Raw genomic sequence first — 14,297 nt, 5'->3', positions numbered from 1 at the left:
AAAGCACTTCCTTTCTGGTGAAATTTGTCATATAATATGTAAGTGACTTTTGAATGGAGGGCTGAAAATGGAATCGATTAATGATTTTAAATTTAATAAACGTGACCTAAATTTTTTAATAAAACTAAAAGCCCGTGATTTTAAACAGCAGAATATTCATAATATTTCTGAACAACAAATTAAAGACTACTTATTTGAGCGCAAATGGAAACAAAGAGATGCCGTTCCCATGTGTGAAATAATTGATGATATCATGAATTTAGATTTTTCTGAAATTTTTGATTATCTGAGTTTACAAGTAGTTAAAGAAGCATCTCGTTTGAGTATAAATGATTTTTCGGACTTTATTTCAAAATAGTTGCTAAGGCAACTATTTTTCTTTGAAAGGAGATTATATGGATTGGCGGATTATTAATGATTTAGACTACAACCACTATATGCAAGAATACAAGATTAATGCACTTTTAGCTAAGGTTTTTGCGTATAAACAATATTCATCTCAAGAAATTGAAACAATGTTATCAAGTCGTTTAGTATATCATGATTTTTCTTTATTTTCTGAAGCAGAAATGACATTAGAAAGAATTCATGAGGCAATTGGTAATAAAGAAAAAATCTGTATTTACGGTGATTATGATTGTGATGGGATTTTAGCAACATCAATTTTAGTTGAAGCTTTTAGACAATTAGGAGTGGAAGTGGGATACCATATTCCGAGTCGTTTAGAAGATGGATATGGATTAAATGCAAATCGTGTTGAACAAATGGCAAATAAAGGGTATACATTAATTATTACGGTTGATAATGGAATTAAGGCATATGAGGCAATCGAAAAAGCTAATGAATTGGGAGTGGATGTTATTGTTACTGACCACCATAATTATGATGATGAATTACCAGATGCTTTTTCTATTATTCATACAAAAATCTCACCCGATTATCCTTATAAAGAAATCTCGGGTGGTTTTGTAGCTTATAAATTAGCAAGTGCATTATTAAAAAAGCATGATAAATACTTATTTTCATTGGCAGCTATTACAACAATTTCTGATATGATGCCATTACTTGATGAAAATCGAGCATTGGTAAAAAGAGCATTGGAATTTATGAAAGAAAATAAATATCCTCAATTAGAATTGTTATTGGGGAGTAATCAGACCTATAGTGTTACTAGTATTGGGTTTATCATCGCCCCGAAGATTAATTCATTTGGTCGCTTAAGTGAAATTATTAATCCTAATCATCTCGTTAAATATTTTAGAAGTGATGCTTCAATTGGAATATTAAAAGCAGTTAGTGAAAAAGCAATTGAAGTAAATGCTAAAAGACAAGAATTAACAAATAAACAATATCAAAGCGTTTTAACAATGATTGACCCGAATGAGCAATTTTTATATGCTTATCAAAATGAAATACACGAAGGAATCATTGGTTTAGTGGCAGGAAAATATACTCGACAATATAACCGACCTAGCTTTGTGATGACATTTGATAGTGAAAAAAATCTTTATAAAGGCAGTGCTCGTGGAATTGAAGGGATACCGTTGAATAAAATTTTTGAAAATGTTCAAGATTTGTTAGAAAGTTATGGTGGTCATGCTTTAGCAGGTGGATTTAGTGTAGGTAGTGATAAAGTTGAGGAGCTAAAAGAAAAATTAGAATTGTATTTAAATATACAATTAAAAGATTATACTCCTCCTTTAGTGGATGTAATTGAAGTTACAGGAAATGAGATTAGTAAAGTTAGTGTAAAACAATTAGAGTTATTAGAGCCACTAGGCAATGGCAATGAAGAAATGCGTTTTTTCATAAAAGATTTACCAGTAAGTAAAGTTACGTCGTTATCGAATGGTAAACATATTCGTTTTGATTTGTCATTACCGCAAGTCAAAGCACAAGCGTTATTTTTTAATCATGGAGATCTTTTTGAACAATTAAAAGATACTAAAATGATCAATGCAGTTGGTAAGTTTAATATTAATGTTTTTAATAATATTGAATCTGTCAACTTAATTATTGAAGATATTAAATAGTTTAAATTAAAGTATAAAAATGTTATAATTAAATATCATAGGATATTATGTGGAGGAAATAGAATGGATTTAACTAAGTATGTTGCAAGTATTGAAAACTTTCCTGAAGATGGTATTATTTTCAGAGATGTAACACCGTTGATGGCTGATAAGGAAGCTTTTAAAGAAACGATTGACCGATTTGTTGAGTGGACTAAAAGTCTGGATACTAATGTTGATATTGTTGCTGGACCAGAAGCTCGAGGTTTTTTATTTGGATGTCCCGTTGCATATAATTTAAATGCAGGGTTTGTTCCGGTTAGAAAACCGGGTAAATTACCTCGTGAAACAGTAAGTGAAACTTATGCTTTAGAATATGGAACTAATGAAGTGCACATGCATGCTGACAGTATTAAACCAGGGCAAAATGTTATTATTGTAGACGACTTATTAGCAACTGGTGGAACAGTTGAAGCAACTGTAAAATTAGTTGAAAAATTAGGTGGAAAGGTAGTAGGAATTGCTTTTCTAATCGAACTTGAAGGATTAAAAGGACGTGATAAACTTCAAGGGTATAATATCTATTCAATATTGAAATACTAAAAAGAGATTAAATCTCTTTTTTAATAATAAGAGGGGGTGACATTATGGCTGAATATAAAGGTGCTGGCGATACAGTTACAATTAATGATGTTCTTGAAGTGTGTGGTAAATATATTACAAATCAAGAAAGTATTGATTTAATTAATCAGGCATACGATTTTATTATGGAGAAGCATGAGGGGCAAAAACGCAAAAGCGGTGAACCGTATACGATTCACCTGATTTGGGTAGCATATATTTTGGCAACGTTACAAACGGGACCCGCTACTATTGCGGCAGGACTTTTGCATGATGTCATGGAAGATTGTGGAGTATCTCGGGAAGAAATGGTAGAACGTTTTGGTGAGGAAATCACTACGTTAGTTGAAGGGGTTACCAAGATTGGTAAAATGCCATTTAAAGATGAATCTGATGTTTATGCTGAAAATCATCGTAAAATTTATATTGCTATGGCAAAGGATATTCGCGTTATTTTGATTAAATTTGCAGATCGACTTCATAATATGCGAACATTACAATTTATGCCACCTCATAAACAAAAAAGAATTTCTCGAGAAACGTTAGAAGTTTATACACCAATTGCTCATCGTTTAGGAATCAATGATATCAAAACAGAGTTAGAGGATTTAAGCCTATCTTATCTTGATCCTGTTGCATATAGCGAGATATCAAAATTATTAGCGACTAAACAAGAAGAACGGAAAGAATCAGTTGCAAAAATGATGGCATCGGTTAAACAAATATTGGATGATAATAGCTATCAGTATCGTATCTTGGGACGGGCTAAATCAATCTATAGTATTTATAAAAAAATGTTTGTAAAAAAGAAACGTTTTGATGAACTTTATGATTTATATGCATTAAGGATCATCACTCAAGATAAGATGGATTGTTATGGAATTTTAGGCTTGATTCATGATCAATATCGCCCGATTCCAGGACGGTTTAAAGATTATATTGCTATGCCAAAACCAAATATGTATCAATCTTTGCATACTTCAGTAATTGGTGAGGATGGAAATACCTTTGAGATTCAGATTAGAACTGAAGAAATGGATGAGCTAGCTGAATTAGGAGTTGCAGCTCATTGGCGCTATAAGGAAAATAAAGGCTATTCATCGAAGAAAGAACAACAAGAAATTGGTGAAAAATTGCAGTGGCTTAGAGAATTTATTTCTCTAAGTGACGATATTAAAGACGGTGATGCTAAAGAGTATTATGATTCATTAAAGCGTGATATCTTTGAGGCCAATGTTTATGTTTTAACACCGCAAGGAAAGATCGTAGAGTTACCGAATGGTTCTACACCAATTGATTTTGCTTACCGAATTCATACGGAAGTTGGACATAAAGCAGTTGGAGCTATCGTTAATAATGTTATGGTGCCTATTGATACTAAATTAAATACTGGTGATGTAGTCGAAATTAAAACTAATAAGCAGTCATTAGGACCTAGTGAAGATTGGCTAAAATTTGTTCGAACTGCAGGTGCGCGTAATAAAATTAGACAATTTATTGCTAATCGTGAGGCAGAAACTAAAAAAGAGACAATTGAAGATGGGCGTAAAATGCTTCGTGATGAATTGAAAAAACGCCAATTAGATGAAAAGAAATATATGGATCCAGATACGTATAAAACATACTTAGGTTCTTTTGGTGCCCGCTCATTTGATGATATCTTATATTTTATTGGTAAAAAAAGTTTACCGGCAATGAATCTGCTGGATCGAGTTGTACCTAAAAAGTCGGGGTTCTTTGACAGTATTTCGAAAATGCTTCAGCGAAATAATCAGGTAAATGAAAAACAGCAGTCTTCGCGTAATAATTCGGGTGTTGTTGTTAAGGGATTAGATGGACTAAGAATTCAACTTTCAAAGTGCTGTAATCCAATTCCTGGAGATGATATTATGGGCTTTGTCTCACAAGGTCAGGGAATTAAAGTACATCGTCGAGACTGCCCGAATATTCAACAGCCTGAAATCAAAGCAAGATTGATAGATGTTTATTGGGATTTTGCATCCATTTCAACGATGAAATTTCAAGCAGATTTAGAAATAGTTGGTTTGGATCGACCTAATTTATTGAATGATGTGGTAACATCATTAGGGCAGATGAAAATTAATATTTTGAATATCCATGCTGATGTTGTAGATATGAAAGCAATCATTAAATTAAAGATTTCAGTTGAAGATGCTAGTCGTTTACAACAAGCAATCGATAATATTGATCGGATTCAGGGAATCTATGAAATTAAACGGGTTATTCATTAGTTATTGCAATTTTATGAAATATTATATATAATCAATTTAATCCAATGAACAAGATTAAGTAGTTAAATCCTTTTATAGAGAGAATACGTCTGGTGAAAGTATTTAAAGGATCATTACGGGACACTTGGGAGGAGTTACTTTGAAATCTAGTAGGAGTAAACGTCTGTCGCGTTAAGACATAAGAGCGTGTTATTTAACACGAATTAAGGTGGTACCGCGTTAACTAACGTCCTTATTTTAAGGGCGTTTTTATATTATCAAGGAGGAAATGAAAGATGATGTATAAAGCACCACGAGGAACAGTGGATATTTTGCCAGAAAAGAGTGCTAAATGGCAAACATTAGAACAACTAATTAGAACAATATGTGCTAATTATAATGTTAAAGAAGTGAGAACTCCTATTTTTGAACACACCGAGTTATTCACTCGTGCAGTTGGCGATACAACTGATGTAGTAAGTAAAGAAATGTATACTTTCGCTGATAAAAAGGGGCGTTCAATTACATTACGACCTGAAGGAACAGCTGGAGTTGCGAGAGCTTATGTAGAAAATAAAATGTTTTCTAATCCTGATAAAATTAGTAAATTATATTATATTGGACCAATGTTTAGATATGAACGTCCTCAAAATGGGCGGCAACGTCAGTTTCACCAATTCGGGGTAGAAATGATTGGTTATGAATCACCATATTTAGATGTTGAATGTATGACAATGGCAGTAACATTAGTCGAGGCTTTAGGGTTACAAGGTGTCAAATTACATATAAATACTCTTGGTGATGGTGATAGTCGTGATGCTTATCGTGAAGCTTTGAAAGCACACTTTGCACCATATTTAGATGATTTATGTCAAGATTGTAAAAATCGTTATGAAGCAAATCCGTTAAGAATTTTAGATTGTAAAGTAGATCATGATCATCCAGCGATGGCAAATGCGCCAAAAACAGTTGATTATTTAAGTGAAGCGGCTAAGGCACATTTTACCAAAGTATGTGAGTTATTAGATGATCTAGAAATTGAATATGTTGTTGATACAAATTTAGTGCGTGGTTTAGATTATTACTGTCATACAGTTTTTGAAGTAATATCTGATGATCCACGCTTAGGTGCAGGAGCCACTGTTGGTGGCGGTGGTCGTTATAATGGCTTAGTACAGGAATTAGGGGGACCAGAAGCACCTGGAGTTGGATTTGCTTTTGGAATGGAACGATTATTGATTGCTATGGATGAAGAATTAGAAGAACCTGAGGGGTTGGATGTGTATGTTATGCCAATGGGAGATGAAGCAAGAGATTTAGCGGTACAGATCACGGCAATGCTACGTGCAAATGGCTTTAGTGTTGATATGGACTATCAAGGTCGTTCTTTAAAAGCACAGTTTAAAACGGTTGATCGTTTGAATAGTCATTTTGCAATGATCATTGGTGATCAAGAAATTGCTGACGAAGTAGTCAATATTAAATGTACACATTCAAAGACACAAGATATTGTACCAATTGAAAATATTGTTGCATATATTGAAAATCATATGGAGGGACATGTACATGAATAGAACTCATAACAATGGTGAATTAAGAATTAGTGATGTTAATAAAATTGTTGAATTAAAAGGCTGGGTTGCTAAAAAAAGAAATTTAGGTTCTTTGGTTTTCATTGATTTAAGAGACCGTTATGGAATCACGCAAATCGTATTAAATGAAGAAATGGAAGCTCTAGGTAAGGATATTAAAAATGAATATGTCCTGCATGTAGTTGGTAAAGTAATTGAAAGAAGTTCTAAAAATCCTAATATGCCAACTGGGGATATTGAAATTGAAGCTGCTCAAATTGATATTATCAATACGGCTAAAGTAACACCTATTTACACAACTGATGATACTGATGCAAGTGAGGATGCAAGAATGCAATATCGTTATCTTGATTTAAGAAGACCGGTAATGCAGAATAAAATAATTATGCGTCATAAAATTACTAGCAGTATTCGAAATTTCTTAGATAATCATGAATTTATTGATATTGAAACGCCCTATTTAAATCGTTCTACTCCTGAGGGAGCAAGAGATTTCTTAGTCCCTTCACGGGTTCATAATGGTTCATTTTATGCTTTACCACAGTCACCACAATTATTTAAGCAATTATTGATGGTTTCAGGATTTGAACGTTATTATCAAATCGCACGCTGTTTTAGAGATGAGGATTTACGATTAGATCGGCAACCGGAATTTACTCAAGTTGATGTTGAAATGAGTTTCATGACTACTGATGAAATTATTAGTATTGGTGAACAGCTGTTAGCACAAGTAATGAAAGATGTTAAAGGAATTGAACTGCAACTGCCATTGCCACGAATGACTTGGCATGAAGCTATGGAAAAATATGGAATTGATAAGCCAGATATTCGTTTTGGATTAGAATTAGTTAATTTAAATGAAGTGGTTAAAGATGTTGAGTTTATGGTTTTTAAGAGCGCGTTAGAAGCTGATGGGCATGTAAAAGGAATTAATGTCAAAGGTGAAGCTGACAATTTTTCTCGTAAAGCAATTGATAAATTGACGGATGTAGTTAAAACATATAAAGCAAAAGGATTAGCATGGTTAAAAGTTAAAGCTGGAAAGGCTGAGGGACCAATTGCTAAATTCTTTAACGAAGAACAAATGACAAAATTATTAAAAGCAATGGATGCAAGTGATAATGACTTATTATTATTTGTTAGCGATGCTAAATATAATGTTGTTTGTGATGCTTTGGCAGCTTTACGTAATCATTTAGGAAAAGAATTAAAATTATTTAACCCTGATGAATTTGCATTTTTATGGGTCGTAGATTTTCCAATGTTTGAATATGATGATGAAACTGAACGTTATTATGCGGTTCATCATCCATTTACTCGACCTAAAGATAGTGATATTGATAAAATTGAAAACGATCCTGCAAATTGTTTAGCTGATGCTTATGACATTGTATTAAACGGTTTTGAATTGGGTGGAGGTTCACAACGTATCTACGAACAAGAATTACAAGAAAGAGCCTTTAGAGCATTAGGTTTTACCCAAGAGAGAATTGATAGTCAATTTGGCTGGTTTGTTGAGGCCTTTCAATACGGTACTCCACCACATGGGGGATTTGCCTTAGGTCTGGATCGTCTAGCAATGTTACTTACTGGTAGTGAAAATATTCGTGAGGTTATTGCTTTTCCAAAAAATGCAAGTGCAGTATGTCCAATGTCAAAAGCACCAAGTGAGGTAGATAATGCTCAATTAGAAGAATTAGGAATCGCGGTGATTGAAGATGAACAAGAATAGAATTGATGCAGTTGTAAATAATATGAAGGAAGCTGGTCTTGATTATTTGTTGATCAGTGAACCTTCTTCAATTGATTATTTGATTGATTATGTAAATAACCCCGGTGAAAGAATGTATGTATTGATGCTTGCAGCAAATGGTGCCCATAAGTTGTTCTTCAATAAATTATTCTTTGTAGAAAATGATCTAGGGATTGAAATTGTTTGGCATAGCGATACTGATGATGCGACAAAAACAATTGCAGATTATGTTGAAAATTCTGGTACAATTGGAGTTGATAAACATTGGAGTGCAAACTTTTTATTAAGTTTAATGGAAAAACTACCAGATGTTAAATTTGTTAATGGCTCATTTTGTGTAGATTTTGTAAGAATGGTTAAAGATGAAAATGAACAGGTTTTAATGATTGAAGCAAGTCGGATCAATGATCAAGCAATTCATGAAGTGATTCATCAAGTATCTTTAGGATTATCAGAACTTGAAGTAGCCGGTAAATTGAGTGGTATTTATAGCAAATTTGGTGGTGATGGCAACAGTTTTGATGCTATCATCGCTTATGGAGCTAATGGTGCTAATCCTCATCATGAAAATGATGATAGCCATTTAAAACCAGGTGACAGTATCATTATTGATATGGGGTGTAAGTATAACGGATATTGCTCAGATATGACAAGAACTGTCTTCTATCAAGAAGTAAGTGAAGAAGCTAAAGAAGTCTATGGTTTGGTTCGTTTGGCTAACGAAACAGCTGAAGCAATGATTAAACCTGGGGTTAGACTTTGTGATATTGATAAGGCTGCTCGTGATATTATTACCGATGCTGGCTATGGCAAAGAATTTAATCATAGGTTGGGTCATTTCATTGGTAAAGATGTTCATGAATTTGGTGATGTTTCTGTTAACTTTGATTTGGAAGTTAAAGAAGGTATGATTTTTTCAATTGAACCGGGAATTTATTTGCCAGGTAAATTTGGGGTGCGGATTGAAGATTTAGTCATGGTTACAAAAGATGGCTGTAAAGTTTTAAATAGTTATCCAAAGGATTTATTTGTAATTTAATGATTAAGGGTTACAGCTCTTAATCATTTTCTTGTCGAATAAAAAAACATACTTTTTAGGGTTCGGTCAATACATTTATCTTAAATTGTGCTAAAATGGTGAAGTGAGGTGACATAAAGAATGTATTATTTTATTGGAATTAAAGGTTCAGGGATGGCGCCATTAGCTGAAATCCTTCATGAACTAGGAAATGAAGTGTGTGGAAGCGATATTGATAAATACATCTTCATTGAAGAGGAATTAAGAAAGAGAAATATCCCAATCTATTCATTTGATGCTAACAACATTAAAGATGGTTATACAGTTATTATTGGAAATGCTTTTGGTGATGATCACACAGAAGTTAAAGCTGCTTTAGCTAATCCGAATGTTAAATGTTATCGATATTTTGAATTTTTGGGAGAGTTTATGGAAAACTTCATCTCAATTAGTATAGCTGGAACTCATGGCAAAACAACGACAACAGGGATGGCTTATCATTTGTTTGAAGAATTTGATAAAACTACAGTTTTAATTGGTGATGGAACTGGTCATGCAGTAAAAGATAGTAAATATTTTATTGCAGAATCATGTGAGTTCCAAGATCATTTTTTACATTATTATCCTAAATATGCGATTATCAATAATATTGAATTAGATCATGTCGATTATTTTGGAAATTTAGAGCGTTATATTGAGTCTTTTGAAAAATTTGCTAATCAAGTAAAAGATACAGTAATTGTTTGGGGGGATGATCCAAACATTAAAAAAATAAATTTTAAAAAAAGAGTTATGAGATTTGGTTTAAATGACTATAATGACGTTAGGGCGGTAAATGTGCTTGAAAACAGTAATGGTTTATCGTTTGATGTATATATTCATAATGAATTATTTGGTCATTTTAATTTACCTTATTTTGGAATGCATATGTTGTATAATTCATTAGCGATCATTACGCTTGGTTATTTAGAAAATATGACTAATGATTATATTCAAAATAGAATGGCAACTTTCGAGGGAACAAAACGACGATACAGTGTAACTGAAGTAGGGAATAATGTTTACGTAGATGACTATGCCCATCATCCCACTGCAATTAAGTATGTAATTGAAGCAACCCGTGTTAGATACCCGAGTAAAAAAATTGTAGCAATTTTTAAACCTGATCGTTTTTCACGTGGCGCTCGTTTTGCCGTTGATTTTGCCAAATCTATGGATTTAGCTGATTATCCATATTTCTGTCCATTTCCCGAAAATGCAGTGAAAGAAGAAGGAATTGACATAGATATTTATGATATCGCTAATAATCTACCAAGAGCAAAAGTTATTGGTGAAGATGAAGAAGCTGCTAAAGAATTAGCTAAGTTCGATAATGTTGTGTTCTTGTTTATGTCTAGCAAAGATATTTATAAACTTGAAGAAAAAGTTATCGCGATAAAAAAATCTATATAAGTATCTAGAATTATGGTATAATTATTTGTAGAAAGTTGAGGTAATGCTATGACTGCAATTGATGTTTGTTACTGTGTTTTAATACTTTCTGGAGCATTTGCCTTAGTTAGCTTAGGAATTTTATTGCTTCGTAGTTCAACCACAGTTAAACAAGTGGGGAACACAGTCGAAATGGCTCAAAGCACAATTAATAAAGCGGATAAAATTATGGATGATATAACTTACAAGTTAGATCTTTTGAATGCGCCAGTAGAAACAATCGCGCGTTTCTTTGATCCAAATCGACCTAAGTTTAATCCTATAAGTGCTATTATTGGATTGTTCAAAAAGAAATTTTAGAAAGGTGAAATAATGATGAAATTAGGAAAATTTATTGCCGGTGTAGGTATCGGTGCAGTAATTGGAATGTTATGTGCTCCTAAAAAAGGTAGTGAGCTAAGAGGTGAATTAAAAGAAAAGTCTCAAGATCTATATGATAAAGCTCAAAACATGACTAAAGATGATGTTGAATCTTTGATCAACAATACTATCGAAGAAATCAAATTAGCAATTGATGAATTTGATGTTGATGAATTTAAAGATACAGCAGGAGAAAAATTAGGAGATATTAAAACTAAATTAGAACAACTAGCAACTTCGGTAAAATCTAGTGATGAATACGCAAGTTTTAAAGAATCGGTTGCTAAAGTTAGTGATGAGGTTACAACAAAATTTAAAGAAATCAAAACAAAAGTTCAAGACAAAGATTTTAATGTGTTACAAGAATTAGATGATGCAATGGATGATATTGAAGATGAATTAGATGTCATCATTGAGGATCTAAAAGATTAATGAAAAAAGTAACTATTTATGATGTCGCAAGAGAAGCTGGTGTTTCTCTTGCGACTGTTTCTCGAGTAATCAACGGTTCAAATGTTGTTCGAGAAAAAACAAAACAAAAAGTCTTGGATGTTATTGATCGTTTAGATTTCAAACCAAATGATATTGCTAGAGGATTGGCTACTAGCAAAACAACAACAATTGCAATCGTTTTCCCACAATCACTATTTGCTCATGTCAAAGATATGATTGGTGGAATTGGCGATACTGGTAGACATTTAGATTATAATATCAATATGTATACGACTGATGATATTGGTGATGAAAATACAGTTGCTGATGTTACTGAAAGATTAGTAAAGTCACGTGTTGATGGAGTAATCTTATTTAATAATGATAATATTGACGAAACTGTTGAATCGATTGTGAAGTATAATTTACCTATCGTTGTTATCGGAACAAAAATGTCTGGTGAAAACATTGGTTCTATTTATATTGATGTTAAAAAAGCTGCTGAGGAGATTGTTGATAAATATCTAGCTAAAGGTAAAGATGACATTGTCTATATCTTACCAAAACAAAATTTAATTAAAAGTGATGAAATTATTGAAGGAATCAAGGATACATATAAAAAATATAACAAAGAGTTTACTACCGATCAAATTGTTACAAGCTCTAGCCATTATGAAAATACATATCCGAATTTTGTTGAATATTTTAAAAATCACAAACATGATTTAGTATTCTGTGGATATGATAAAGACGGTGTTGCGATTATTAATGCAGCTCAAGAAAATGGAATTAAAATTCCTGAAGAAATGGAAGTAGTAGGAATGCTGAATACAAGTTATTCAATTATGTGTAAACCGACCCTTTCATCAATGAATGTGCCTGTTTATGATATGGGTGCTTTAGCTGTTCGTTTATTAACTAAGTTCCTACAAGATGAAGAAATTACTTCAAAAGAAATTGCAGTACAACATATGTTTATTAAACGCAATTCGACAAATGACTAAGACTTTCATTATGAAGGTCTTTTTTTTGTCACGATTTATAATTTTCAATTGTTATTTAGATGAAGGGAGGAAATTTAATGGAGGAAGCAATGTTCGAACACCTATTCCAAAAGTATAAAGATATGATATATCGAGTCGCTTTTCTTTATCTAAAAAATGAGGCAGATGCTTTAGATATTGTTCAAAATACATTTATTAAGCTATTAAAGAAAAATGATTTTAACGATGAAGAGCATCTTAAAAGATGGTTATTAAGAGTTTGTATTAATCTTTGTAAAAATAATTTAAAAAGTTATTGGAAAAGAAATGTTAGTGTTTTTGAAGAAAAATTTTATCAATTAGAAAATAGTGATTTAAAATTGCAAGAACTAGTTTTTAAACTGGCTCCTAAATATAAGGGAGTGATTCATTTGTATTATTATGAGGGATATTCAGTGAAGGAAATTTCAGTCATTTTAAAAATTAGTGAAGCCGCTGTTAAGCAAAGGTTAAAGCGAGCTCGTACAAAATTGAAAATAGAACTGGAGGCAGAATCATGAAGAATAATGATTACAAAAAGATTGTCAATGGAATCAAGATACCAGAGCAAAAGCTTGATCTAGTAAAAAATAGTATTTTACAGAAAAAAAGCATCTGTAAATTTAAATATGCTACAGCTTTAATCGTGATAGCAGTTATGATCACGGGAACAATTTATTTTAGAACTTATCCAAGAGGAGATAATGAAACAAAAACATTAATAGATGTTGATTACTTCATTACAAATATTTATGCTAATGATGAAACCTATGAATTAACAGACGATAAAGTTAGTATTGACATGAGTAGTGATATGTTTGGAACAACCTGGAGATGTAATGCTAAACGCTCATGTTTACCATTTGATATTCGTATTGTTGGTGAAAACATTAAGAGTATCAGCTATTCTGTAATTAAGGGGACAAGCTTAGATTTTTATCGGGTTAAATCATTAGATTTATTTCATGATGATTTATCGGAGTTAAATAAAAAAAATGATTTTAGTATCCAATTTAAAATGTTTAACGAATTACGTGATCAAGATAAAGAACTTTTAAAAGAACGCTATCAGTTAACAGAAGAAAATTTAGAATCATACGTTAATGATCATATCATTGATATTATTAAAGATTACCGTGCAGCTTTAGAACAAGCAGGCTATAGTCAGGAAAGCTTAAATATGTATGGCGGACTTTTTTGGATAGAAATTAACCAAGGCGATAGGATGACTGTTCCTTATGATCAGCAAGATCCTCTAAACTATCGAAATATTCTTTATACTGAATTAAATTTAGAAAATAAAGATATTTCAGTAATAGATAACGAACAAATAATCTATCAAACAGTTAAACAGGAATTATTAAGCTATGAAATAAGCATGGTAATAGAGTATAATAATGGTGTTATCAAAGAAAAAATAATTACTTTTGAAGAAGGAACTTGTGAAGAAAGAAATAATGAATGTAGGGATACTATTTATATGAAAATAAAGTAAATCATTAAAATTAAATATGATTAAAATATTTAAATAGTATCAGGAACGATAAGTTTTGACAAAACTATTAGGGTATGTTGACTTATTTAAAAATATAGCATATAATTCTATTACGACGTTGAAGGAAAATAGTAATCAAAATAGGCATTTTAGAGACCTTGTGGCTGGTGTAAACAAGGATGTACTACTGATGAATACACTCTGGAGTTTCTAGGTGAAAAGTCTAGACGGGTAGTTCCGTTATGAATGATGAGTGCATGTATTTTATAC

The 14,297-nt window shown here is 32.1% G+C and carries 13 protein-coding genes and 2 other annotated features (1 of these 15 cut by a window edge); all 13 genes read left to right on the top strand.

Features of this window, described 5'->3' with window-relative positions; genetic code table 11:
• Positions 1 to 67 precede the first annotated feature (67 nt).
• Positions 68 to 358 carry a post-transcriptional regulator gene (locus KSU54_RS08700; RefSeq protein WP_003538178.1) on the top strand — a complete coding sequence of 97 codons (291 nt, stop codon included), beginning with the start codon at positions 68 to 70 and terminating at the stop codon, positions 356 to 358.
• 37 nt (positions 359 to 395) lie between these two features.
• Positions 396 to 2,033 (top strand): single-stranded-DNA-specific exonuclease RecJ, encoded by a 1,638-nt coding sequence (gene recJ, locus KSU54_RS08695; RefSeq protein WP_217746606.1) that lies wholly within the window; start codon positions 396 to 398, stop codon positions 2,031 to 2,033.
• Between the two features lie 63 nt (positions 2,034 to 2,096).
• Positions 2,097 to 2,615, top strand: a complete 519-nt coding sequence (locus KSU54_RS08690) for an adenine phosphoribosyltransferase (RefSeq protein ID WP_008791775.1) — start codon at positions 2,097 to 2,099, stop codon at positions 2,613 to 2,615.
• Between the two features lie 44 nt (positions 2,616 to 2,659).
• Positions 2,660 to 4,885, top strand: a complete 2,226-nt coding sequence (locus KSU54_RS08685) for a RelA/SpoT family protein (protein WP_003538181.1) — start codon at positions 2,660 to 2,662, stop codon at positions 4,883 to 4,885.
• 35 nt (positions 4,886 to 4,920) lie between these two features.
• Positions 4,921 to 5,122, top strand: a binding site (T-box leader).
• A gap of 38 nt (positions 5,123 to 5,160) precedes the next feature.
• A complete protein-coding gene (gene hisS / locus KSU54_RS08680; RefSeq protein WP_117791801.1) occupies positions 5,161 to 6,438 on the top strand; it encodes a histidine--tRNA ligase in 1,278 nt (425 codons plus the stop codon).
• Positions 6,431 to 8,188, top strand: a complete 1,758-nt coding sequence (gene aspS, locus KSU54_RS08675; RefSeq protein WP_003538183.1) for an aspartate--tRNA ligase — start codon at positions 6,431 to 6,433, stop codon at positions 8,186 to 8,188. Before hisS ends, aspS begins: the two co-directional genes overlap by 8 nt.
• Positions 8,175 to 9,248 (top strand): M24 family metallopeptidase, encoded by a 1,074-nt coding sequence (locus KSU54_RS08670; protein ID WP_003538184.1) that lies wholly within the window; start codon positions 8,175 to 8,177, stop codon positions 9,246 to 9,248. The genes aspS and KSU54_RS08670 overlap by 14 nt, the downstream gene beginning before the upstream one ends.
• A 120-nt stretch (positions 9,249 to 9,368) precedes the next feature.
• Positions 9,369 to 10,679, top strand: a complete 1,311-nt coding sequence (locus tag KSU54_RS08665) for a UDP-N-acetylmuramate--L-alanine ligase (RefSeq protein ID WP_003538185.1) — start codon at positions 9,369 to 9,371, stop codon at positions 10,677 to 10,679.
• Between the two features lie 48 nt (positions 10,680 to 10,727).
• On the top strand, positions 10,728 to 11,018 hold the full coding sequence (locus KSU54_RS08660; RefSeq protein ID WP_003538186.1) for a DUF948 domain-containing protein: 291 nt from the start codon (positions 10,728 to 10,730) through the stop codon (positions 11,016 to 11,018).
• A 15-nt stretch (positions 11,019 to 11,033) separates the two neighbouring features.
• Complete coding sequence (locus tag KSU54_RS08655; RefSeq protein WP_008791774.1) at positions 11,034 to 11,510, top strand: YtxH domain-containing protein; 477 nt, start codon at positions 11,034 to 11,036, stop codon at positions 11,508 to 11,510.
• Positions 11,510 to 12,514, top strand: a complete 1,005-nt coding sequence (locus KSU54_RS08650; protein ID WP_003538189.1) for a LacI family DNA-binding transcriptional regulator — start codon at positions 11,510 to 11,512, stop codon at positions 12,512 to 12,514. The genes KSU54_RS08655 and KSU54_RS08650 overlap by 1 nt, the downstream gene beginning before the upstream one ends.
• A gap of 77 nt (positions 12,515 to 12,591) precedes the next feature.
• Positions 12,592 to 13,053: an RNA polymerase sigma factor gene (locus tag KSU54_RS08645; protein WP_040434370.1), complete on the top strand. Its 462-nt coding sequence runs from the start codon at positions 12,592 to 12,594 to the stop codon at positions 13,051 to 13,053.
• Positions 13,050 to 14,027 (top strand): hypothetical protein, encoded by a 978-nt coding sequence (locus KSU54_RS08640; RefSeq protein WP_117791800.1) that lies wholly within the window; start codon positions 13,050 to 13,052, stop codon positions 14,025 to 14,027. The genes KSU54_RS08645 and KSU54_RS08640 overlap by 4 nt, the downstream gene beginning before the upstream one ends.
• 109 nt (positions 14,028 to 14,136) lie before the next feature.
• Positions 14,137 to 14,297: a binding site (T-box leader), on the top strand; it runs 37 nt beyond the window's last position.

The sequence above is a fragment of the Erysipelatoclostridium sp. MSK.23.31 genome (assembly GCF_019125875.1).
Taxonomy (GTDB): Bacteria; Bacillota_I; Bacilli_A; order Erysipelotrichales; family Coprobacillaceae; genus Thomasclavelia; species Thomasclavelia ramosa.
Note: the sequence above shows the minus strand (reverse complement) of the source record. Positions and strands in the feature narration are given on the sequence as shown.